The organism is Streptomyces sp. NPDC006624 (assembly GCF_040611555.1).
Lineage (GTDB): Bacteria > Actinomycetota > Actinomycetes > Streptomycetales > Streptomycetaceae > Streptomyces.
Genome location: NZ_JBEXOM010000023.1, coordinates 59,443 through 81,971, shown reverse-complemented (window position 1 = coordinate 81,971; position 22,529 = coordinate 59,443). Strand labels below are relative to the sequence as shown.

The window sequence follows — 22,529 nt, the reverse complement described above, 5'->3', positions numbered from 1 at the left end:
ACCGGGTTTCCCCATCGCGGGGGCCGGTCCAGCCCGATGACCGGGCTTGCCCGCCAGTGCGCCCGGTCTGTTCGGGTGACCCGGGGTTCCCGCTGGGCCGCGCCCGGTCTGCCCGGCCGACCCGGGCTCCCCGCCGGGCCGCGCCCGGCCGGTGGACCGTCCGAAGCGGACTGTCAGGTGTGGACTGTCGGGTGCGGACCGTCCTGTGCGGACCGCCGGGTGCAGACCGCCGGATGCGGACCGCCCGAAGCGGACCGTCGGATGTGGACCCGTCGGGTGCGGGCCGTCCGATGTGGACCGCCGGATCCGGACCGTCCGATGTGGACCACCCACCTCATCCGCACGCCCGCTCACCGGCCGCTTCCCCGGGCTCGCCGCACGCCCGCTCACCGGCCGCTTCCCCGGGCTCGCCGCACGCCCGCTCACCGGCCGCTTCCCCGGGCTCGCCGCCCCGCCCCTGGGCAGCCGCACAGACACGGCCCGTCCGCGTTGGGACCGCGCAGCCGTCCCGTCCGAACGCCTGTACCGCACGCCCGGCCCGTGCTGTCGTGGGCTGCCCTTCCCCCGATGTGCCCGTGCCGACGGCGGCACGGATGCGAGGAGCCGTGATGCCCGAAGCACCACCGGACGAAGAGCCCGCCCTGTACGTCGAGGGCCTCGACGTGGCCTACGGCCGCGCGCTGAGTGCCCTTCGTTCCGTGTCCCTCACCGTCCCGCACGGCTCGGTCGTCGCGCTGCTCGGCGCCAACGGGGCGGGCAAGACGACCCTGCTGCGGGCGGTGTCGGGGACCCTGCGCCTGCACCGCGGCGCGGTCACGGCCGGCCGGATCCGCTACGGCGCCACGGAACTCGACGGGCGCGACCCGGTCACCGCGGTGCGCGCCGGAGTGGTGCAGGTCCCCGAAGGACGCCGGGTGTTCGCCGGGCTCACCGTCGACGAGAACCTGCGCACCGGCGGCCTCGGGCTCGGGCGGCGCCGCCCGGACCAGGTCGCCGAGGCACGGGAGCGGGTCTTCTCGCTCTTCCCGCGCCTCGCCGAACGGACGCGGCAGGCGGCGGGGCTGCTCTCCGGTGGTGAGCAGCAGATGCTCGCCATCGGCCGGGCCCTCATGGCCGCGCCGCGTCTGCTGCTGCTGGACGAGCCCTCGCTCGGCCTCGCCCCGCAGATGGTCCACCGGATCGCCGAGGTCATACGCGAGATCAACGCCCAGGGCACCGCCGTCCTGCTGGTCGAGCAGAACGCCGGCATGGCCCTGTCCCTCGCCGACACCGCCCACGTCCTGGAGGTCGGCGAGGTCCGGCTCTCCGGACCCGCCGACGAACTCGCCCGCACGGACGCCGTGAAACGGCTGTACCTCGGCGAGGCACCGCAGGACACCGGGACCACCGGACAGGAGCCGACCGCGCGCACCGCGGGAAGAACCGAGGGGCAGGGAGCCGCGTGACCGTCCGCACCACCGCACCACCCGAACTCGCCGTCACCGACGTGACGGTCCGCTTCGCCGGCCTCACCGCCCTGGACGCGGTGTCCTTCACCGTCGCCCCCGGCTCGGTCCACGCGCTCATCGGACCCAACGGGGCCGGCAAGTCCACCTGCTTCAACGTCCTGTCGGGGGTGTGCCGCCCGGCCACCGGCACCGTACGGCTGGGGACCGCCGAGCTGACCCGGCTCGCCCCGCACCGGATCGCCGCCCTCGGGGTCGCCCGCACGTTCCAGAACATCGTCACCACCCAGGGCACGGTCGCCGACAACCTGATGCTGGGCCGCCACGCCCTGTCCCGCGCCGGCTTCGCCGCCAGCGCGCTGCGCCTGCCGCACGCGCGGCGCGAACAACGCGCACACCTCGCCCGGGCACGCGAGATCGCCGAACTCACCGGCCTGGAAGCCCACTTCGACACCCCCGTGGCCGTCCTCTCCTACGGCGACCGCAAGCGCGTGGAGTTCGCCCGCGCCCTGTGCCTGGAGCCGAGCGTCCTGCTGCTGGACGAACCGGTCGCCGGGATGAACGCGGCCGAGCGCGCCCGCACGGTGGAGGTCGTGCACGCCGTACGGGCCGAACTCGGCCTGTCCGTGGTGCTGGTGGAACACGACATGGGGCTGGTCATGCGGCTCGCCGACGAGGTCACCGTCCTCGACTTCGGCCGCGTCATCGCGCACGGCACCCCGGACGAGGTCCGCCGCGACCCCGAGGTGCTGCGCGCCTACCTCGGCACCGGCGCGGACACGGCGGAGGAGGACGCGGCATGACCACCCTGCTGGACAACGTGTTCAACGGCCTCGCCCTGGGCGCGGTCTACGCCCTGGTCGCCCTCGGATTCGTCATCATCTTCAAGGCCTCGGGCGTGATGAACTTCGCCCACGGCTCCCTGCTCCTGCTCGGCGGCTACCTCACCGCCGTGCTCCACGACGACCTCGGCTTCGCCGCCGCCCTCGCCCTGTCCGTGCTGGTGACCGCGGCCGTGGCGGGCGCGATGGACCGCTTCCTGCTCCAGGCCGGCGGCGGGACGGACCCGCACACCGCCCATGTGCAGACCATCGTCACCATCGGCGTCGACATCCTCATCCTCACCGACCTGTCGCGGCGCATCGGCGGCGACCTGCTCTCCCTGGGCGACCCCTGGGGCGACGCGGTCAGCGGGCTGGGCCCGGTGACGGTCGCGGACAGCCGTCTCGCCGCGATCGCCGTCTCCGCGCTGGTCATCGCCGGTGTCTTCGCGCTGTTCCGGTACACCTCCTGGGGCCTGTCCCTGCGCGCCTCGGCCGAGGACGTCGAGGCAGCGGCCCTGATGGGCGTACGACTGGTGCGCGTGCGCATGCTCGCCTGGTGCCTGGCCGGGGCGCTGGCGGCCCTGGCGGCGGTCTTCCTGGCCGCGTTCCCCGCGCCCGGCCTGGAACGCACCACCGGGCAGATCGCCCTGAAGGCGTTCCCGGCGGCGATCCTCGGCGGCATGGCCTCGCCGCCCGGCGCGCTCGCGGGCAGCCTGCTGATCGGCATGACCGAGGCGCTCGTCGCGGGCTACCAGTCCGACCTGCACGTCCTGGGCGAGGGCTTCGGCGACGTCGCCCCGTACGCGGTGATGGTCATCGTCCTGCTGGTGCGGCCCACCGGGCTGTTCGGCGGAAAGGCGGCGGTCCGTGTCTGACCGGCTCTCCGGAACCCGCACCGGCACCCCGCGCGTGTGGTGGACCCTCGCGGTCGTCACCGTCCTGTGCGCGCTGCCCTTCTACCTCGACGCGTTCTGGCTGCGCATCGGGCTGTTCTCGATGGCGGCGGCCATCGGCGCCGTGGGCCTCGGACTGCTGTCCGGCACGGCGGGCCAGCTCTCCCTCGGTCACGCCTTCTTCCTCGCCGTGGGCGCCTACGGCTACGTCTGGCTGGCCGGTGAGCCCGGCCCGGGTCTGCCGACCGGCGTGGCCGCCGTGCTCGCCGTGCTGCTCGCCGGGGCGGCCGGTGGACTCTTCAGCCCCGTCGCGGGCCGGGTGCGCGGCGTCTACCTCGGCGTCGCCACCCTCGCCCTGGTCTTCCTCGGCCACCACGTCCTGCTCACCGCGGACTCCGTCACCGGCGGCTTCAACGGCCGCTCGGTGCCGCCGCTGGAGGTGGGCGGCTTCTCCTTCTCCACGACACCCGAACTCACCTTGCTGGGCGTGCCGTTCGGCGCCGAGGAACGCCTGTGGTACCTGGGGCTCGCACTGTTCGCGGTCACCTGGTTCACCGCCCGCGGACTGCTCCGCGGCCGTCCCGGACGCGCCCTGGTGGCGCTGCGCGACAGCGAGACCGCGGCCGCGGTGATGGGCGTGGACGTCTCCCGCCACCGCGCGGCGGCCTTCGTCGTCTCGTCGATGTACGCCGGTCTGGCCGGGGTGATGCTCGCCCTGTCCTTCCGCCGCGTGGTGCCCGACTACTTCGGCCTGGTGCTGTCGGTCGACTACCTCGCCATGATCGTCATCGGCGGGCTGGGCTCGGTGGCCGGAGCCACCGCCGGTGCCGTCTTCGTCACCGCGCTGCCCCTGCTGATGACCCGCTACGCCGACCACCTGCCCCTCGTGGCCGCCCCCGGCACCACCGGCGGCACGGTCGGCCCCACCGAGGCCGCCCGCTACCTCTACGGAGCGGCGATCGTGCTGATCCTGCTGTTCGCCCCCGACGGGCTGCACGGACTGGCCCGCCGGCTGCGCGCCCGGCCGGGCCGCCGCCGGACCACCCCACCACCCGCGCCCGACCCCTCCGCCACTGCCACACCCGAACCGGCCGCACCAGCCAAGGAGCCCACCCCGTGAAGTCCACGCACCACACGCACCCCGCACGCCCCACGACGCTTCTGACCGCGGCCCTGGCGGCCCTGCTGCTCACCGCCACCGGATGCAGCTCCAAGGCGGACTCCTCCGCGAACACGGGCGACGGCGCCGACGGCGTCAGAACCGGACCCGGAGTGAGCGACAAGGCCATCAGGCTCGGCGCCCTGACCGACCTCACCGGCCCCTACGCCACCCTCGGCAAGAGCATCGTGCAGGCCCAGCAGATGTGGGCCGACGAGGTCAACGCCCGCGGCGGCGTCTGCGGCCGGCGCGTCGAGATCGTCGTCAAGGACCACGGCTACGACGTGCAGAAGGCGGTCACCGCCTACGCCGACGTCTCCGCCGACGTCGTGGCGCTGCCCCAGGTCATCGGGTCGCCCGTGATGGCCGCGCTGCTCGACGACATCGAGCGGGACAAGATGCTCACCTTCCCGCAGGCCTGGGCGGCGTCCCTGCTCGGCCGGGACGCCGTCCAGGTCCTGGGCACCACCTACGACATCGACATGATCGCCGCGGTCGACTTCCTCACCCGCACCAAGGGCCTGGCCAAGGGCGACACCGTCGGCCACGTCTACTTCGAGGGCGACTACGGCGCCAACGCGCTGGAAGGCTCCCGGTGGGCGGCCAAGCGGGCCGGCCTGAAGATCTCCGCCCAGAAGATCAAGGCGACCGACACCGACCTGTCCGCGCAGGTCTCCGCCCTGCGCAAGGCGGGCGTCAAGGCGATCCTGATCAGCGCCGGACCGGCCCAGACCGCCTCCCTGGTCGGGGTCGCGGCCTCCCGCGGCCTGAAGGTGCCCGTGGTCAGCAGCGCCCCCGGCTACGCCCCGCAGCTGATGAAGACCCCCGCGGCCCCCGCCCTGGCCGCCCTGCTCAACGTGGTCAGCGCCGCGCCCGCCGTCAGCTCCGACCTGCCCGGGGTGCGCAAGATGGCCGCCTCCTACAAGAAGAAGTACCCGGGCTCCCTGGTCGACTCCGGCGTGCTCTCCGGCTACAACGCCGCCCAGCTGATGGGCACCGCCCTGAAGAAGGCCTGCGAGAGCGGCAGCCTGGCCCGCGAGGACGTGGTCGAGGCACACCGCTCCCAGTCCAGCGTCGACGTGGGCCTGGGCACCGCCCAGGACTTCTCCGACAAGTCGCAGCCCGCGAGCACCTCGACCTACGTGCACAAGCCCGACGCCAAGGCCCTCGGGGCGGTGGTGAACCTGGAGGAGGCGCACACCGCCCCCGGCGTCGAGGACTACCTCGCCTCCCGGACCCCGTGACCCCACGGCCCCGTTCAGCGGCGGATGAGTCCCAGATCGCCCGCGGTGGCGACCGCGGCGGTGCGTGAGTCGACGCCGAGCTTGGCGTAGACCCGGGCGAGGTGGGACTTGACGGTGCCCTCGGTGAGATGGAGACGCCGGCCGATGGCCTGGTTGGACAGGCCGACGGCCACCAGGGTGAGCACCTCCGTCTCGCGCCGGGTCAGGGCGGTGCCGGGTGTGCGCAGCCGGTTCATCAGCCGGTCCGCGACTCTGGGCGCCAGGGTGGTGCGTCCCGCCGCCGCGGTGCGCACGGCGGCGGCCAGGTCCTCGGGCGGGGCGTCCTTGAGGAGGTAGCCGGTGGCCCCGGCCTCGATGGCGGGCAGGGTGTCGGCGTCGGAGTCGTACGTGGTGACGATCAGCACGCGGGGGGCACCGGCCCGGGCGGTGATCAGGGCCGTGGCCTCGGCGCCGCCCATGCCCCCGCCGAACTGCAGGTCCATCAGGACGACGTCGACGTCCCCCTCGGCGGCGCGGGCGACAGCGGCTTCGGCGGTGGCGGCCTCGGCCACGATGACCAGGCCGGGCTCGGTCTCCAGCACGGCGCGCAGTCCGGCGCGTACGACGGGGTGGTCGTCGGCCAGGAGGAGTCGGACGGGTGCCTCGGTCACGGTCGGGCCTCGGGCTCGGTGGACGGGGTGAGGGACAGCTGTGCGGCCAGGGCGGTGCCGCGGCCCGGGGCGGAGTCGATCGTCAGCGTGCCGCCGAGGGCGCGGGTACGGGCGCGCATGGCGGCCAGCCCGAAGCCGCCGCTGCCGGGATCGGGCTCGGGCAGCTCGTCGGGCACGAAGCCGCGCCCGTCGTCCTTGACGTCCAGCGCGATGCGGTCGCCGAGATAGCTGAGGGTGACCTCGGCGGTGGTGGCGTCGGCATGACGGACGGTGTTGGCCAGGGCGGACTGGGCGATGCGCAGCAGGGTGACCTCGTGCGTGGTCGGCAGCGGGGCCGGGGATCCGCTGAGGTGGAAGCGCGCGGTGAGCCGGTGGCGGGCGCTGGTGGTGACGCACAGGCGTTCCAGGGCACCGGCCAGGGTGGTGCCCTCCAGGGCCGGCGGGGTGAGGGCGGCGACGAAGCGGCGGGCCTCGGCGAGGTTGTCCACGGCGGCTTGGCGCGCCGCCTCCACGTGCCGGGCGGCGGTGTCGGGCTTGCCCGGCAGGGCCCGTTCGGCGGCCCGCAGCAGCAGCTGGATGCTGGAGAGCCCCTGGGCGAGCGTGTCGTGGATCTCGCGGGCCAGCCGCTCCCGTTCGGCCAGGACCCCGGCGGTGTGCTGGGCCGCGGCCAGGTCGGCCCGGGTGGCGGTGAGCTCTTCGATCAACCGCCGGCGCTGTTCGCTCTCCCGGTACAGGGCCTCGTACCCCCACACCACCGCGACGGCGACGGCCCCGCCCAGGGCCGGACCGAGCGCCATCGCCGGGCTGAAGGACTGCTGGTGGGCGGCGAAGGCGGTGACGGCCGCCGCCGCCGTGACGGCCACGGCGGCCGGCCCGAGGCGCCGGGGCAGCAGGTGGAGCTGGAGGAAGTACAGCGGGAAGGCGACCCAGACCGCGTCGGGGGACAGGACCAGCAGCACCAGCCAGCAGCAGCCGACCACGGCCAGCCAGCCGGTCGCGGCCCGCCGGGAGCGGCGGATGCGGGGCAGCAGCGGACCGGCCGCGGACACCCCCGCGCACGTCGCCGCCACGGCGACGGTCAGCGCGGCGTGCGGTCCGCCGTCGGCGACGGCGCGCGCGGCGGTCAGCGCCAGCAGGGCGACGATCAGCAGGTGCAGGCACCAGGCCAGGGCCCGGGTGGTCGGGGTCAGGGCGGGGGCGGCGGTGTTCACAGTGCGTCCCAGGTTACGAAAGGCGGGCGCCGGGGGCCTCCATCGAAAGTTACAACCCGTGTGCCGTCTTCCGGCCCGTGAAGTGCCACCGTCGGCCGGACGCGCGGGCGGGGGGCCGGCGGCGACGCTGGGGTCCTACCGCCTCCGACGCCGGAAAGGACAGGCAAGGGCCGTGTTCGTCGCCTGGAGAGACCTGAAGTTCGCCAAGGGGCGCTTCGCCCTGATGGGAGCCGTCATCGTACTGATCACCCTGCTGGTCGGGCTGCTGTCCGGGCTGACCGCCGGACTGGGACAGCAGAACGTCTCCGCCGTCACAGGGCTGCCCGCCGACCGGATCGCCTTCCGGGACCCCGGCAGCGGAGCCGACCTGTCCTACGCCGACTCCACCGTCACCGAACGGCAGTGGCGGCGGTGGGCGGCCGAGCCCGGCGTCGAGAGCGCCGAACCGCTGGGGATCACCACGACCAGGGCCACCGCCGCCGGGCGGAGCACCGGGGTGTCCGTCTTCGGCGTCCGGCCCGGCTCCCCGCTCGCCCCGGACAGCGGCAGGATCGACGACGGGACGGCGGTGCTGTCCACGAGCGCGGCCGACGACCTCGGCGTGACGACCGGTGACTCGCTCGGCCTGGCCGGACGGCGGCTGACGGTGGCAGCCGTCTCGGGCGACGCCCACTTCAGCCACACCCCGGTCGTCTGGACCGCCCTGGCCACCTGGCAGCGGACCGCGCCGCCCACCGCCGCCGGGGACGGCCCGACCGCCACCGTCATCGCCCTGAACACCACCCCGGAAGCCGACCCGGAGGCCGTCGACCGGCAGATCGGCACCAGGACCGTCACCACCGGCGACTCCCTGACCGCCATCGGCTCCTACACCTCGGAGAACGGCTCCCTGCAGCTGATGAGGGTCTTCCTGTTCGCCATCTCCGCGCTCGTCATCGGCGCCTTCTTCACCGTCTGGACCATCCAGCGCAGCGGCGACGTCGCCGTCCTGAAGGCCCTCGGCGCCTCCACCGCCGGCCTTCTCAAGGACGCCCTCGGCCAGGCCCTCGTGCTGCTCACCGCCGGCACCCTGGTCGGCACCGCCATCGCCACGGCCCTGGGCGCCCTCGCGGCCGGCTCGGCCGTGCCGTTCCTCCTCACCCACGCCACCGTCCTGCTGCCGGCCGCATCGATGATCCTCCTCGGCGCCCTCGGCGCCGCCCTGTCCGTCCGCCGCATCACCTCCGTCGACCCGCTGACCGCGCTCGGGAGCGCCCGATGAGCCTGACCCTGACCGGCATCACCCTCACCTACCCCGACGGTGACTCCCGCCTCACCGCCCTCGACAACCTCAGCCTGGACGTCCCCGGCGGCAGCCTCACCGCCGTCGTCGGCCCCTCCGGCTCCGGCAAGTCCAGCCTCCTGGCCGTGGCCGCCACCCTCATCACGCCCGACGCCGGCACCGTCACGGTCGACGGCACCGACACCACCGGCATGAGCCGTGGCGAACTGACCGCACTGCGCCGCCACAGGATCGGCATCGTCTTCCAGCAGCCCAACCTGCTGCCGTCCCTCACCGCCGCCGAACAGCTCCAGGTCATGGCCCGGATCGACGGCCGGCGTCCGTCAGCGGCCCGCGCCCGCGCGCTCGAACTCCTCGACGCCGTAGGCCTGGCCGGACAGGCCCGCCGCCACCCCCACCAGCTCTCCGGCGGCCAGCGCCAGCGGGTCAACATCGCCCGCGCCCTGATGAACGACCCCACCGTCCTGCTGGTCGACGAACCCACCAGCGCCCTCGACCACGAACGCGGCGCCGCCGTCATCGACCTGATCACCCGCCTGACCCGTCAGCGGGGCACGGCCACCGTCCTGGTCACCCACGACCGCGCCCACCTCGCCGCCGCCGACCGGATCGCCGAGGTCCACGACGGCCGGCTCGCCCTCGCGGTCGCCCCGGCGGGCGGATCCTGAGGCAGGACGCCCCCACCTCACCCGGCGTCAACTCGCCAGAGGGTTCGGGATCAAGGATCCGACGTCAGGCCGAGGGGAACGGGAGCCGGTACCGGTCCGGCGTGCCCGGCGGCATCGCGGGCTTCAACCGCCTTTTCCCCAGGACGACTTCGCGGTCCATCAGATCTTCGCCGGCGCCGAGAAGCCGTGATGTCCGCTGCCTGCCGCCGCTCTTCGCGGCGAGCCGGACGAACCCGTGTGGAGAGAGGACGTTTGTAGGTGCAGATTCGGTGCACCCGAAGACTTAACAACTTCCTTACACGACGAAGCGGAGAAGCATTATGGGCATCATTGCTTGGATTCTCATCGGGCTGATCGCCGGCGCCATCGCCAAGGCCCTGATGCCGGGCAAGGACCCGGGCGGCATCATCATCACCATGCTCATCGGCGTCGCCGGTGGTCTGCTCGGCGGCTGGCTCGGGAAGGTCATCTTCGGTGTCGACTCCGTCGACGGGTTCTTCGAGATCTCCACCTGGATAGCCGCGATCGTCGGCTCCCTCATCCTGCTCGCCCTCTACCGCCTCGTCACCGGCAACCGTCATTCGCACCGTCACGCGTGACCGCTGAAGGCACCCGCCTCCGGGCGTACCAGGACGGCTCCCTCCCACTCACGGGGAAGGGAGCCGTCCTGGTGTACGGGGAGCGGTGTCCCTAGCGCCAGTTCCTCAGGAGCAGGTGGGGGAGGCGCCGGGTGAGCCACGCACTGGCCAGGCCGATGGCGGCACCCGCGGCCACGTCACTGGGGTAATGGGCGCCCGACTGCACGCGTTCGACGGCCACCATGGCCGCCGGCACCGCGCACGCGATGCCGGCGGTCTGCCATGTGGGGACGACGGCCGCGGTGAAGGCGACTGCGGCCGCGGTGTGCCCGGAGGGGAAGGACGACGAGTCGGGACGGTCGTCCACCTCGTCGTGCGGAAACCACTCCTTGGGCGGCCTGGGCCGGTCGGCGAGTCGCTTGCCCACGCCGTTGGAGACCAGTTGTGCCAAGGCCAGGGCCGTCAGACCCGCGGCTGCGGCCTTCCGGCCCCGCCACCCGCCGAACGCGGCCATCGCCACGGCGGCCCCGCACCACAGCTTCGTGCTCTCCGCTGCCTCCTCCACCGCGGACAGCACCTGACCCACCGCGGCCGGAATCCGTGCACCCGCCTCCTGCGAGGCGACGCGGTCACCCTTGCGCAATCTTGCCTGCACACTCATCCCGCACGCGTATCCGCTGGGGAGCGGCCCATACCGGGATCAGTGCCCTTCGTGCGCCGCCGGCCGTGGTGGATCGTCCGCGCGGGGGCCGGCGGGAGCGGTCCTGTCCGCGGCCCGCGCACCGTCGTGGGCGGGCAGGCTCAGACGGGCGGTGACCTGCTTCCCGTGCGCGCCGAGGGTGACGTCGACGGAGCGGCTGACCAGGTGCACCACGCGCATGCCGTGGCCGCCGATGCCGTGCCCGTCGCTGTGCCGCAGCACCGGCGTCCGGGTGGAGGTGTCCCACACGGTGATGGCGAGTTCGTCCCTCGCCAGCCGCAGATTCATCCCGCAGGGGCCGGGAGCGTGCCGGACGGCGTTGGTGACGAGTTCGCTGACGACGAGTTGGGCGTCCAGGAACAGCGGCGGCGGCACCGGGGTGCGGCCGGTGTGCGGCGCATGGGAGAGGAAGGCACTCAGGGCCAGGCGTGCCTCCACCGGGCAGACGGCCCCTTCGGCCCACGCCGCGCTGAAATGCAGCGCGGCGCGCTCGTTCCCGCCCTGCTCATCCGCCTGCTTCATAAGCGGGATGACCATGTGAGATCTTTCGTTGTGATGCGTGGTTCCGCGAAGGACGGTCGGATTGTCGTCGAGCGTTTACCCGGGCCCGCACCGCGCACACGGCGCCGGCTCGATCTCTTTCCCTTCGTGATGCCGCGCCGGGCACCGGGGGAATGCACGGGTCGGTCAGGCGGAGTTCCCCCGGTCGGCGCGCACGCGTTGGGCGACGTCGCGGAGCTTGATGTTGTGGTGCTGGGAGATGCGGCGCAGGACGGCGAACGCGGCGTCCTCGTCCATTCCGTGGCGTTCCATGAGGATGCCCATCGCCTCACCGATCGCGTGCCGGGTCTCCAGGGCGTGCTGGAGCTGGTCGATGGTGCGGGCGTCGGCCAGCGCGACGGCGGCGTGCGACGCGAGCAGCCAGCCGGCGGTCTCGACCTCCTTGGTGAAGGTGCCCGGGCGCCGGGCGTACAGGTCCAGCGCGCCGAAGTCCTCGTCGTGGGTGTAGAGCAGGACGCCCGTCATGCTGCCGATCCCCAGTTCGCGTGCCGCCGCCGCGTAGCGCGGCCAGTTCGGCTGGGGCCGGGTCATGTCCGTGACCCGGAAGACGCGGTCGTCGCCCTTGCGCCGGGCGAGGTCGAAGCACGGACCCTCACCCAGCTCGCCCTGCAGGCGGTCGGACTCCTCGACCATGTCCCCGCAGGAGGCCAGTGTGACGGCCCGGCCCTTGCGCACCGCCAGGATCCCGGCCGCGTCACAGCCGTCGACCAGCTTCACCGCCGATGCCGCGATCTCGTCGAGCGTTCCCTGTACCGAGTCCTGGGCCAGCAGCGTTCGCGCGAGCTGAGCCATTTCCTCGGCGAACTCCTGCCACTGCATCCGCCACCGCCTGTCTCGATCAGTCGATTCACAGTACCGCCCGCCCATGTGGAGCGTCCCTCTGCCGGTGCCGGACCAGCGGCGAGCGTTCCCCGCAGCCCCTGCGCCGCTCGCCCGCCCTGGTGGTCGCCGGGACCGGTGCCCGGCGCCGCTGCGGAGGGCCCGGATGGGGGAGCGGGTGCGGTGCGGGGCTGCTCGCCGGAGGCGGGGGGGGAGAGAGAGAGGAGGCAGGAGGGCTGGGCGCGGGACCTGGGGAGGTGCCCTCGCTCGCGCCGGTCAGGGGCGCGCCGAAGGCCGCCGAGACGGCGAGCACGGCGAGCACGGCGAGGCCGCCGACGGCGACCAGCGCGTTCCGGGACGCGCCGGTGCGCCGGACGGCCGGTGACCCCGGCCCTTCGGCCCGGGGCCGTCCCCGAGGGCGGAGACACAGGGACTACGGAGGCGGACCGGCCGGACTCACCGGGGTGGACGCCGGTACGCCGGCCGACCGCGCCAGGGCGGACAGCCAGGCGGCTGCCTGCCCCGCTGTGGGGCGTCGGTCCGGGTCCTTGGCCAGGCGGTCCAGTCCAGCACATGACCGGCGAGCACGTCGGGGATGTCCGGGCCGCGCCGGACCTCGCCCGTCGCGCCTCGCCCCCAGCGGTTCGTGCAGCTCGTACCGATCCGACACACGCATCCGCATCCCCGTCCACCGGATCGTCATCCCCGTCCACCGGATCGTTCGGCCCCGGTCCCACGCCGCGTCGACGGTTCGGCCGGCCGGAGCCCGGCCTGGCCGCACGGGGCGGGCAGGTCACCAGGAGGTGCCTGCCCGCCCGCGCGAGTACCCGCTCACGGGGGGAAAGCGGGCATCACCGGGCCCGGTCTCGGGCCCCACCCGTTACAGCGCACCGTGCGCCACAGACGTCACGCCCCGCGGGCCCGCCCCTGACCGGAGACGGGCCCTGGCCAGGGGCGGCGAGGCACGGAGGCGCGGTTCAGCGGCGGTCCGTGCCGGAGCCCGCGCCGCTTGCGCCCCGGCTCACGGCCGGCGCTGCCACCACGCGGCCGTCGCGTCGCGCAGGGTGTTGGTGCCGCAGTGCACTTCCCCCATGCCGAGGTGGTAGGTGTACCAGTCGTCGATGTACGACACCTTCAGGCCGGCCCTCCGGTAGGCGGCGGAGACGGCTTCCGTGAAGACGTCCTTGCCGCCGATGACGGGCCCCCACTGCCGCGGGGCGAGGTAGCGGTCGCGCGCCAGGAGCACGCCGTTGACCGCACCGGGTACGTACGCGCTGGTCGTCACCGTCGCCGGAGCCGCCGGACGCCCGGCGGCCGGGTTCCGGGCGAGCCACTTCTGCTGTCCGTGGTCCCCGAGCCCGTCCACGAGGGCGGAACCGGCGCCCATGCGGGTCAGACGCGGTACGGGGATCTCCCGGCCGTCGGCGGTCTGGGCCTCCGAGTCACGGGTGTACAGCGCCGGCACCCGCACGATCTCGGCGTCGGTGACCCCCGTCTCGCGCTTGAGGACCTCCAGGTTGGCCGCGATGCGCCGCGCCGCCATCTCGTTGTCGGCCACCAGGTGACGCGACGCGAGCGCCTGGTCGATGGTCTCCTTGGGCGCCGGACTGTCACTGCGGCCCGGGACGGAGAACATCTTCGTCCTGCCGTGGCCGTCGCGCTGGGCGTCCCGCAGCAGCCGCAGCCCCGCCTGCGGGTCGGCGACGCCCATGCGCCAGCCGCGCGGGGTGTCGGCGGGCAGGAACTGCACGAACTCGTCGACGTGGCCCACGCCGAGCCAGGACGTGTCCAGCAGCAGCGGGTCCTGCAGCCCCTGCGACGCGAGCAGCTTCCGCATCACCTTCGACGGGCGCGCCCCGCTGTCCTTGCGCTCGCCCATGATGATCCGCCCGGCCGGGAAGGAGCGCCCGCCGTGCGTGTAGGGCGGGATGGTCTCCAGGTTCCCCATGGAGTTGAGCGACCAGTCGTCGGGCTCGGCCCGGTCGGTCACCTGCACGACACCGATGTCCCGGCCGCGCACCTTCTCGAACAGCTCCCGGCCCGCGTCCCGGTCCGGCTGGGCGGAACGCAGCATCACGCGCATCACGTGCCGCCGGCCGCCCGGCCCGGTCATGCTGACGTAGGCCGGTTCGACGAAGTCCTGGGCCCAGGGGTCGGCGTACTTGGTGAACGTCACCAGGGGCTTGGTGACGCCGGCGCTCTTGACCTGCTGGGCGAGGTCGGCCACGAACTTCTGCTGCAGACGGCTGTACGGGCCCTCACCCTGGACCTCGGTCACCATCACCTGCTCGGTCTTCTGCAGGTGATGATGGGTCAGGAGCGGCGCGACACGCAGGGTCACGGCGTCCGAGGTGGACGTCCGACCGGTGGTCACCGTCAGCCGCACCACCGCACGGCCGTCCCACTTCGCGGGGTCCCGGACCACGTCGGTGGCCTCGACGCCGAACTCCACACCGGCTCGCAGCTCGGCCGCGGTCAGCCGGGTCCCGGACGTCACCGGCACCCACTTCCCGGCCCGCTCGAGGAAGAGCCGCGCGTGCTTGCCGCCCGTCGTGATCTTCAGGCTGCCCTTGGCGGCCGCGGGCAGGCCCGGCTGGGGCACGGAACGGACCCGGGCGAGGTCGGCGGCGTCCCGGGCGCCGTTGACCTTGGTGTCGGTGGCGTCGTTGCACGCGGCCAGCTTGGCGTCGGACAGCGGTCTGCCACCGGGCCCGGTGACCGGGCACCGCTTGGTGTCGTCATCGATGTTCGGCAGGAACACGGCTCCGCGCCGGACGGACCAGCCGTCCTCACCCGTCGTGTCGCTGCCACCGGTGACGTCCACCCGTCCGTCGCGGTTCACGTCCGCCCGCAGATCGGCGCGCCCGCCCGCATCGGCGGCGGCGGCCGGTCCGGCCAGCACGGATCCGGCGGCGGCCAGGGCCAGGACCACCGACCCGGCCGGGTACAGGCGCGAACGTATGGGGGTACGCGTAAGTGAACGCACAGCACGTTCCTCTCCGTTGGGGGGTTCGCCCTGGAAGAGGAGGAACAGTGGATGTGCGTTCACTGCGGGACGCCAGTTGCTCCTGACGCCGTTGCGGGCCGCGTCCCGCCGCCCCCTCGGAGGTGAAGGGGCGGCGGCGTTCAGGCGATGGACGCCGAAATGATCGCGGAGACGGCGAGGTTGCAGGACGCCGTCACCCACACCGCGGGATGAGGCTCCGTCTCGACGAGCGACTCACCCAGGCGCCCCGGCGTGATCAGGTCCACGACCAGGAACGCCACGGCCATCATCACCAGCCCGAGCAGCCCGAACACCGCGGTCGAGACGAGTCCCTTGCCGAAGTCCTCGTACGTCGTCCAGATGGACGTGAACACGATGCCGCCTATCCCGAGCAGCGCCGAGCTGAGCACCATGGCCGCGTTGCGGTTGCGCTGCTCCCAGATCTGCCGGCCGAGCTTCCCGGGCGTCAGCACGTCGACCAGGACGATGCCCAGGACCAGCAGGACCAGTCCGAGACCGCCGTACGCGGTGGCCCGCCCGAGGCCGTTGACGATATCGCTCATGTGCTTGCCGACTCCGTGGTGTGAGTGAACGCGGTCAAGGAGAGGCAAAATGTAGCGCACCGGTGCTGCCTGCCGGACGGCGCCCGGCCCTTCCCCGAGCCGCCGCTCGGTCCGGGCGGCAACTCGCCGATGGACGCGAGGCCGTGCGTCCCCCGAGTCCTGCAGTGCGAGGTGCTCACCGGCGGACCCCGGCGTCAGCCGGCCGCGGGGACCTGCCGGGTGCCGCGGGCCGGCTCCAGCGGCGCACCGCGGGGCGTTCGACGAGGCGGTGGAGCAGCCAGGCCAGGACCAGGGTGATGACCACGGTCAGGCTCCCCTCCAGCAGGGCCCGGGGAATCGTCGTCCTGCCCGTCCAGCCGCCGGCGTCGATCATCCGCATCGGGCCGTGCAGGATGACCAGCCAGTGGACCATGTAGAGGGCGAAGGAGATCTCGCCGAGGAGGACCATGGTCCTCGTGCGGAAGAACGTCGGACGGCCGCGCACGTCCGCGGTGGCGCCGGCGGCGATGAGCAGGGCGAGGAAGAGGGCGATCGCGGACGTCTGGCTGTACATCTCCGGCAGCAGCCCCGCGGTGACGACGAAGCTCGCCCCGGCCAGCAGGGTGGCGGGGACGAGCGGCAGACCGATCCAGCGTCCGCTGAGTACGATGCGCGCCGTCAGCATCCCCAGCACGAACTCCAGCATCCTGCTGAGCGGGAAGTAGTAGGTGAACCACAACGGCCACCACGGCGTCTCGGTGTTCGTCATCATCGGCTGCTCCGGCAGCAGCAGCGCGACGAACGGCAACGCGCAGATCAGCAGGGCCACACCGCCCAGCCACCACCACAACCGCCCGGCGCGGATCCTGCGCAGCAGCGGAAGGAGCGCGGGGAAGGTCAGGTAGAACAGCAGCTCGCAGGCGAGCGACCACGTCGGGGCGTTGGACGTGTAGTTGAGCACGACCTCCTGGTCGGGAATCCAGCTCTGCACCAGGAACAGGGTGGGCAGGGTGTTGGCGGCGGTCACCGCCTGGCCCGTGAGGAGCATCAGGGCCACCGCGGCGCCCAGGGTGACCAGGTGGTTCGGATAGATCTTCACCAGGCGCCGGCGCCAGAAGAGCGCGCGGGTGTCTCCCGGCCGCGCCGCCCAGGTCAGCACGAACCCGCTGAGGACGAAGAAGAAGACGACTCCGGTGGGTCCCAGGGCGTAGACGTAGGGCTCGGTCCAGTCGAGCCAGGGCTTGTGCACACGGGGTACCAGGACGATGCCGATGTGGCAGATCAGCACCATGAAGGCGGCGGCGAACCGCATCCCGGTGAGCGAGGGCAGCCGTGACGACGATGTCTCGGGCGCTTCGGGAACCGCCGATGCCGGCATGGTGCCTCCAGGTTCTGAGTCGCGAGCATGACCACGCACCGAGCCGCACCCGGCATGTCCCGAAGGTGGGACGCCCCGCTTGAGTCAAGCTCGCGGCCGCACGGGGCGGTTGCCGCCCGCGGGCCCGGTGGACCGGCCCGGCCCGGACGCGACGCGGGCCCCGGGGAGGGGTCCCCGGGGCCCGGTGCGCCGGAGGGCCGCGGTGCTTCCGGCAGGTCGGTTGCCCCGGCCCGCGGACGGGCGGGACCGGGAGGCCGGAAGCTGTGGCCGGGCGGGTGCCGGTCAGCGCGGCTGGGCCAGTTGGGCGGCCAGGAGGTGGGCGTCCAGCAGGGTGGGGTCGGCCGTGCGGGCGGCCTTCGCGTAGCCGGTGAGCATGCGTTTGGTCAGCAGGAGGGCCTGCGGGGAGCGCCGGGAGAGGGGTTTCGTCCAGGCGGTGATGGTGTCGTCCAGGGCGTCGAGCGGGGCGACCTTGTGGAGGAGGCCGAGGCGATGGGCGGTGAGGGCGTCGAACGTCTCGCAGGTGAGCATGAGTTCGCGGATCCGGGCGGCGCCCGCCTCCGTGATCAGACGGCCCATGGCGCCGCCCCACGCGGGCGCGAGCCCGAGGCCGACCTCCGGCATCCGGAAGCGGCAGGTGTCCGCTCCGGCCCGGAGGTCGCAGTAGGCGGCCAGGGCGAGGCCGGCGCCGACGACCTTGCCGTGGAGCCGGGCGATGGTGACGGCATGGGTGTTCTCCAGTGCCTGGCACAAGCGGTGGGCCTTGTCCGCGATGCGCCGCAGGGTGGTGCCGGTGGGGTCGGTGTCCAGGGCGTCCTGGTACTCCCGGCGGTCCGCCCCCAGGCAGAAGTCGCTGCCGAGGGAGGAGAGCACCAGGATGCGCACGTCGGGCTGGTCGTGCAGGTCGTCGAGGACGGCGATCAAGGCGTCCAGGACCGCCGCATTGAGCACGTCGTCCTGGGCGGCCGGGTTGAGCCGGACGTGGAGCACGGGGCCGGTCCGGGTGAGGTCCAGCGCGGGCGGTGCGAGGGGGGCCTCCCGTGTCCGCAGGGGTGCGGCGGACACGGCGGCGGGGGTGCGGGACAGGTTCATGCCAGTGCTACATCCAGGTTCAGCAGGCGCCTGAACGCGACCCGGGGTGCCATCGCGGGGCGGCGGACCAGGGTGAGTCGCGGCAGGCGGGCGATCATGTGGCGAAGCAGGGTCTGGGCTTCCAGCCGGGCCAGGGGCGCTCCGAGGCAGTAGTGGATGCCCCAGCTGAAGGCCAGGTGGGAGGGGTTGCGGTGGGGCTGGAAGGAGTCGGGGTCGGTGAACCGCTCGGGGTCGCGGTGGGCGGCGCCCACCATGAGGTGGACCATCTGGCCGGCGGCGACCTCGGTGTCCGCCAGCACGGTGTCCTGCCCGGCGACGCGGCTGATGACGTGCGTGGGAGGGTCGTGGCGCAGGGTCTCCTCCACGAACGCCGGTACCAGGTCGGGCTGCAGGGCGAGCAGGCTCCAGCGGCCGGGGTCCTCGACGAGCCGGAGCGTCATGGTCGACAACAGGGTCGCCGTCGTCTCCAGCGCCGCCAGCAGGACGAACAGGGCGAGGAAGTAGACGGCTTCGTCCGCCCTGTCCCGGTCGGGTTCCAGCTCGTCCCATGTGCGGATCCACCCGGAGACGGGGTCGTCCCCGGGGCGTTTGCGCCGTGACCGCACCAAGTCCAGGAAGTAGGCGCGCAGTTCGGCCATGGCGGCGTCGGAGCGGGCCAGCTGGCTTGCGTTGGGGAGCAGTTCCTGGGTGAAGACCTGTTCGTGGGTCAGCTCACGCAGGCGGGGCCAGTCGGCGCTGGGCAGGCCGAGCCAGTCACCGATGGTGGCCACGGGAAGCTCCTCGCTCACCAGTTCCGCGAAGTCGGCCTCTCCCGCGGACAGCCGCTCGCGCAGGTCTGCCAGCAGCCGGTCGACAATTCCGGTCACCCGGCGGCCGATCCGGTCGATGGAGCCGCGGTCGAAGCCGCCGGCCGACCGGCGCACCCGCGTGTGCTCCGGGGGGTTGAGCGCGGGCAGGGTGCGGCTGATCTCCCGGGACGAAGGGGCGCTCCAGCGGGTACGGGCGCCCTGCTGCTCTCGCCACCGGGTGTCCGGCTCGAGCCAGATTCCGTTGCGCAGCACCTGCTCACAAGTGGTGTAACCGGTGACGAGGAACCCGCCCCAGGGCGCGGGGCTGACTGCGCCGCGCGCCCTGAGCTCTGCGTAGAGGGGGAACGGGTCGGCCTGTCCGTCAGCCGTCCTGAGACGGGAGAACAGGGAAACGGTGGCCCGACCGTCCAAGGACGGAGTCGTGACACTACCCACGGTAGCGGCTCCTTTCTGCCAGCCGCTATCCGTACCCGATCAAAAGTTGAGTCATACAGTAACACTGCAGTCTCATATAGTTACTTACATCACTCGCCATTCATCCAAGCCCGGAAGCGGCTGAACAGCCCGCCCTTCGGACGCGATGCGGCGTGGGCCGGCCGGTGTGCCGTGGGCGGCTGCGGAACGCTCGCGGGGGAGTGCGCCCCCTGCGCGGCGGACGGCGGCGCGGGACGGCCGGCGGCCTGCGGCACGGTGCGCGGGCTGTACTGGATGGGCACGGTGACCAGCGTGCGGCTCCAGGGGGCGGCCACCCAGGCGAGTTCGCCGAAAGGGACGCGCATCTCGACATCGGGCAGCCGGTTGAGCAGCGACTCCACGGCCGTCGCGGCGATCATGAACGCCGGGTCCTTCGCCGGGCACGCGTGCGGACCGGCACCGAAGGCGAGATGCGCCTTGGGGCTGAGCTGTTCGCGATGCTGGGTCAGCTTCGGGTCGGTGTTGGCCGCCGCGAAGGAGATCAGCACCGGATCGCCCGCCCGCAGGGTGCGGTCCCCCAACTCGACGTCCTGCGTGGGGTAGTGCCCCGCGTAGTTGGCGATCGGGGCGTAGTTCCACAGGGTCTTCACCACGGCGTCCTCGGCGGGCAGGCCGACCGGCCAGTCGTCGCTCAGGTACAGCGCGACGCTCGTGCCGATCGCGGCCGCCAGGGGAGCGGTGCCGCCGGAGAGCAGGGTCACCAGCTGGTGCAGCACCTCCTCGTCGCTCAGCCGGGCGGAGTGCACCATCAGCCGGGTGGTGAGGTCCTCGCCGGGCTGCCGGCGCTTGAGCGCGATCAGTTCGGCGAGCGCGCCGCCCAGGACCTCGTCGGCGCCCGGGGTGCCCTGGAAGATGCCGGTGATGCCGGCGATGACCCGGTCACCCAGCTCCGGCGGGCAGCCGAACAGGTCGCCGAAGACCAGCAGCGGCAGCGGCTGGGCGTACGCGGCCATCAGCTCGGCCTGGCCGAGGGGCTCGGAGCTGAAACGGCTGATCAGATAGTCCGCGGACTGCTGGGTCAGCCTGATGAGCCGGTTCTGGTCGACGGTGGCGAGGCTCTCCGTGACCGCCTGCCGCAGCCGGGCGTGCGCCGCGCCGTCGCTGAACAGGGCGTTGGGGCGGTACCCCATCATGGGCAGGGCCGGGCTGTCCTCCGGAACCCGCCCCTCGTTCAGGGCGTTCCAGCGGCGGGAGTCCCGCACGAACAGCGTCGGGTTCTGCAGGATGTACAGGCTGGCGTCGTAACTGGTCACCAGCTCGACCTCGACGCCCGGCGCGATGTCGACCGGGGCGCTGTGACCCATCGAGCGCAGCTTGTCGTAGACACGCTCGGGGTCGGAGCCGAACTCGGGGCCGTACAGCGGGATGTTGCCGTGTGCGGGGCAGCCGGCAGGTGTCCCCGTCGGCTCGAGGGGTTGTTGCATGGTGGTGGCTCCTAGCCGAGTGAGGACAAGAGGTGCTTCACGAGGGTGATGAGGGCCTGCATCGAGGAGTCCTGGTCGCGGACGTCGCAGTCGATGACCGGCGTCTCCTCGGAGAGGTTGAGGGCCTCGCACACCTCGGGCAGCGGGAAGTGGGTCCTGCCGTCGAAGGTGTTGACCCCGACGACGTAGGGCAGGCCGAAGGCTTCGACCAGGTCCAGGATGGGGAAGGTCTCCTCCAGCCGCTCCGGGTCGACCAGGACGAGCGCTCCCAGCGCTCCCCTGGACAGGCCCTCCCACATCTGCTTGAACCGTTCCTGCCCGGGCGTTCCGAAGATGTAGAGGACCAGGTCGTCGCTCAGGGTGAGACGGCCGAAGTCCATCGCCACGGTCGTGGTCGTCTTGTCCGGCGTGTCGGAGAGGTCGTCGAGGCCCTCGCTGGCCTCGGTGATCTCCTCTTCGGTCTGCAGCGGCTCGATCTCGGAGACACTGCCGATGTAGGTGGTCTTGCCCACCGCGAAGTGGCCCACCACCAGGACTTTGACGGAGCGGGAGACCTTGGGATCCAGATACACGGGACTTACGCTCCGGTTCGTATGCGCTCCAGGCCATGGAGCACGGCGGTGAGCAGGGCGGGGTCGTGGCGTTCGGCGTGCGGCACCGGATTGCGCACATGGATCAGGTCGTCCTCGGCCATCCGGGCCAGCAGGATGCGCACGATGCCCAGAGGCAACTGGGTGTGGGCGGCGACCTCGGCGACCGAGAGGTACCCGTCCGCGAGCAGGTCCATGACCGCGCGGGCTTCCGGGGCCAGGGTGCGCACCGCGGCCAGGGCGTGGTCCTGGGCCGTGATCATCGTGGTGTGCTCGTACTCGCTGTCCCGGGGCAGTACGCGGCCCCCGGCCATGACGAAGAACGGGACTAACGGGGCGGTCAGCTCCAGCTCGTCGGACGGGTCGTCATGCATCGGTGGCCCCTTCCCCCCGCGCGAGCGGCAGCGAAGCCGACGCGGGCATCGCGTCACTCAGTCGTGCGGTGAACTCCTCGATGTCACAGTCGTGTTCGGCGGCCGCCGCGAGGAAGGCGCCCTCACCCGCCGAGATCAGGAAGACCCAGCCGTGCTGGAACTCGATGACCGTCTGGCTCCACTCGTCGTCCAGTGCCCCGCCCGCGAAGGGCGCGGTCGCCCTGCTGTAGGCGTGGATGCCCGTCATGGCCGCCGAGATGGTGTCCGCGAGGTCCCTGTCGATCCCGGCGCTGGCGCCGCGCGGCAGACCGTCCGCGCCGAGCAGCAGGGCGTGCAGGGCACCCGGCACCGAGGCCACCGCCCGGTCCAGCTGCGGCAGTACGGTCACGGACCTGCCCGCTTCGCCCTGCTGCCCCTGGGGGTCGTCCCCGGCCCGCTGCGCGTCGGCGGGGGTCACCCGGGGCGGGGCCGTGAGGTTGTTGCCCAGCCGGGCGACCAGCCGGTTCATGCGGAACGACAGCTGCTCCATGTCGACGTCGGGCTCGGCGGCGGCGGCCAGATAGGCGCCCTGCCCGGCCCCGATCAGGAAGACCCAGCCGTGCTGGAACTCGATGACCGTCTGGATCCACTCCCGGGCCTGCGAGGGACCGGCGAAATGGGCGGTGGCGCGGCTGAGGGACTGCATCCCGGCCATGGCCGCCGAGACGGTCCCCACGTCCTTCGGCGTCAGGCCGTCCGTGGAGCCGCGCGGAATGCCGTCGGCGGACAGGACCACAGCGTGCCGTGCCTTGGGCACGTTGGTCACGATGTCCTGCACCATCCACGACAG

The 22,529-nt window shown here is 72.9% G+C and carries 22 protein-coding genes; 8 read left to right on the top strand and 14 right to left on the bottom strand.

The genetic code is table 11. The features are described 5' to 3' along the window. The first annotated feature begins 608 nt into the window (after positions 1-608). The 5 genes from ABZY20_RS31525 to ABZY20_RS31505 are packed head-to-tail and all read left to right on the top strand — an operon-like array spanning position 609 to position 5,565. Positions 609-1,445, top strand: a complete 837-nt coding sequence (locus ABZY20_RS31525; protein ID WP_356445973.1) for an ABC transporter ATP-binding protein — start codon at positions 609-611, stop codon at positions 1,443-1,445. Continuing rightward, positions 1,442-2,248, top strand: coding sequence for an ABC transporter ATP-binding protein (locus tag ABZY20_RS31520; RefSeq protein ID WP_356445971.1), 807 nt, complete (start codon positions 1,442-1,444; stop codon positions 2,246-2,248). The genes ABZY20_RS31525 and ABZY20_RS31520 overlap by 4 nt, the downstream gene beginning before the upstream one ends. Then, positions 2,245-3,144: a branched-chain amino acid ABC transporter permease gene (locus tag ABZY20_RS31515; protein WP_356445969.1), complete on the top strand. Its 900-nt coding sequence runs from the start codon at positions 2,245-2,247 to the stop codon at positions 3,142-3,144. The genes ABZY20_RS31520 and ABZY20_RS31515 overlap by 4 nt, the downstream gene beginning before the upstream one ends. 34 nt (positions 3,145-3,178) lie before the next feature. Beyond that, the gene (locus ABZY20_RS31510; RefSeq protein ID WP_356446061.1) at positions 3,179-4,282 is read left to right on the top strand and encodes a branched-chain amino acid ABC transporter permease; all 1,104 of its coding nucleotides are present in this window, start codon (positions 3,179-3,181) and stop codon (positions 4,280-4,282) included. A 41-nt stretch (positions 4,283-4,323) separates the two neighbouring features. Beyond that, positions 4,324-5,565, top strand: a complete 1,242-nt coding sequence (locus ABZY20_RS31505; protein ID WP_356446059.1) for an ABC transporter substrate-binding protein — start codon at positions 4,324-4,326, stop codon at positions 5,563-5,565. Between the two features lie 14 nt (positions 5,566-5,579). Here the strand turns inward: ABZY20_RS31505 and ABZY20_RS31500 are convergent, their stop codons facing one another. Together ABZY20_RS31500 and ABZY20_RS31495 are read right to left on the bottom strand one after the other, a co-directional pair. Next, the gene (locus tag ABZY20_RS31500) at positions 5,580-6,215 is read right to left on the bottom strand and encodes a response regulator transcription factor (protein WP_356445967.1); all 636 of its coding nucleotides are present in this window, start codon (positions 6,213-6,215) and stop codon (positions 5,580-5,582) included. After that, entirely contained in the window at positions 6,212-7,426 is a 1,215-nt protein-coding gene (locus ABZY20_RS31495) for a sensor histidine kinase (RefSeq protein ID WP_356445965.1), read from the bottom strand. Before ABZY20_RS31495 ends, ABZY20_RS31500 begins: the two co-directional genes overlap by 4 nt. A 172-nt stretch (positions 7,427-7,598) precedes the next feature. On the opposite strand from ABZY20_RS31495, the gene ABZY20_RS31490 reads away from it, so the two are divergent. From ABZY20_RS31490 to ABZY20_RS31480, 3 genes are all read left to right on the top strand, one after another. Continuing rightward, positions 7,599-8,687 carry an ABC transporter permease gene (locus tag ABZY20_RS31490; protein WP_356445963.1) on the top strand — a complete coding sequence of 363 codons (1,089 nt, stop codon included), beginning with the start codon at positions 7,599-7,601 and terminating at the stop codon, positions 8,685-8,687. Further along, positions 8,684-9,376 carry an ABC transporter ATP-binding protein gene (locus ABZY20_RS31485; protein ID WP_356445961.1) on the top strand — a complete coding sequence of 231 codons (693 nt, stop codon included), beginning with the start codon at positions 8,684-8,686 and terminating at the stop codon, positions 9,374-9,376. Before ABZY20_RS31490 ends, ABZY20_RS31485 begins: the two co-directional genes overlap by 4 nt. Positions 9,377-9,696: 320 nt before the next feature. Further along, positions 9,697-9,975, top strand: a complete 279-nt coding sequence (locus tag ABZY20_RS31480; RefSeq protein WP_356445959.1) for a GlsB/YeaQ/YmgE family stress response membrane protein — start codon at positions 9,697-9,699, stop codon at positions 9,973-9,975. Positions 9,976-10,066: 91 nt separating this feature from the next. Here the strand turns inward: ABZY20_RS31480 and ABZY20_RS31475 are convergent, their stop codons facing one another. The 12 genes from ABZY20_RS31475 to ABZY20_RS31420 form a co-directional block, all read right to left on the bottom strand. Continuing rightward, positions 10,067-10,615, bottom strand: coding sequence for a phosphatase PAP2 family protein (locus ABZY20_RS31475; RefSeq protein WP_356445957.1), 549 nt, complete (start codon positions 10,613-10,615; stop codon positions 10,067-10,069). A 39-nt stretch (positions 10,616-10,654) separates the two neighbouring features. Further along, complete coding sequence (locus ABZY20_RS31470) at positions 10,655-11,191, bottom strand: ATP-binding protein (RefSeq protein WP_356445955.1); 537 nt, start codon at positions 11,189-11,191, stop codon at positions 10,655-10,657. A gap of 150 nt (positions 11,192-11,341) precedes the next feature. After that, the gene (locus tag ABZY20_RS31465) at positions 11,342-12,034 is read right to left on the bottom strand and encodes a GAF and ANTAR domain-containing protein (protein ID WP_356445954.1); all 693 of its coding nucleotides are present in this window, start codon (positions 12,032-12,034) and stop codon (positions 11,342-11,344) included. A 1,021-nt stretch (positions 12,035-13,055) separates the two neighbouring features. Then, on the bottom strand, positions 13,056-15,020 hold the full coding sequence (locus ABZY20_RS31460) for a protein-arginine deiminase domain-containing protein (protein ID WP_356445952.1): 1,965 nt from the start codon (positions 15,018-15,020) through the stop codon (positions 13,056-13,058). A 140-nt stretch (positions 15,021-15,160) separates the two neighbouring features. Next, on the bottom strand, positions 15,161-15,583 hold the full coding sequence (locus ABZY20_RS31455; protein ID WP_356445950.1) for a DUF350 domain-containing protein: 423 nt from the start codon (positions 15,581-15,583) through the stop codon (positions 15,161-15,163). A gap of 175 nt (positions 15,584-15,758) precedes the next feature. Then, the gene (locus tag ABZY20_RS31450) at positions 15,759-16,940 is read right to left on the bottom strand and encodes an acyltransferase (RefSeq protein WP_356445948.1); all 1,182 of its coding nucleotides are present in this window, start codon (positions 16,938-16,940) and stop codon (positions 15,759-15,761) included. A gap of 282 nt (positions 16,941-17,222) precedes the next feature. Then, the gene (locus tag ABZY20_RS31445; protein ID WP_356445946.1) at positions 17,223-18,029 is read right to left on the bottom strand and encodes an enoyl-CoA hydratase/isomerase family protein; all 807 of its coding nucleotides are present in this window, start codon (positions 18,027-18,029) and stop codon (positions 17,223-17,225) included. Next, entirely contained in the window at positions 18,026-19,273 is a 1,248-nt protein-coding gene (locus tag ABZY20_RS31440) for a cytochrome P450 (RefSeq protein ID WP_356445945.1), read from the bottom strand. The genes ABZY20_RS31445 and ABZY20_RS31440 overlap by 4 nt, the downstream gene beginning before the upstream one ends. An 89-nt stretch (positions 19,274-19,362) precedes the next feature. Next, positions 19,363-20,736, bottom strand: coding sequence for a cytochrome P450 (locus tag ABZY20_RS31435; protein ID WP_356445943.1), 1,374 nt, complete (start codon positions 20,734-20,736; stop codon positions 19,363-19,365). Between the two features lie 11 nt (positions 20,737-20,747). Next, positions 20,748-21,308 carry an ATP/GTP-binding protein gene (locus ABZY20_RS31430; RefSeq protein WP_356445941.1) on the bottom strand — a complete coding sequence of 187 codons (561 nt, stop codon included), beginning with the start codon at positions 21,306-21,308 and terminating at the stop codon, positions 20,748-20,750. 5 nt (positions 21,309-21,313) lie between these two features. After that, a complete protein-coding gene (locus ABZY20_RS31425; RefSeq protein ID WP_356445939.1) occupies positions 21,314-21,700 on the bottom strand; it encodes a DUF742 domain-containing protein in 387 nt (128 codons plus the stop codon). Further along, positions 21,693-22,520, bottom strand: a complete 828-nt coding sequence (locus ABZY20_RS31420; protein ID WP_356446057.1) for a roadblock/LC7 domain-containing protein — start codon at positions 22,518-22,520, stop codon at positions 21,693-21,695. The genes ABZY20_RS31425 and ABZY20_RS31420 overlap by 8 nt, the downstream gene beginning before the upstream one ends. Positions 22,521-22,529 lie beyond the last annotated feature (9 nt).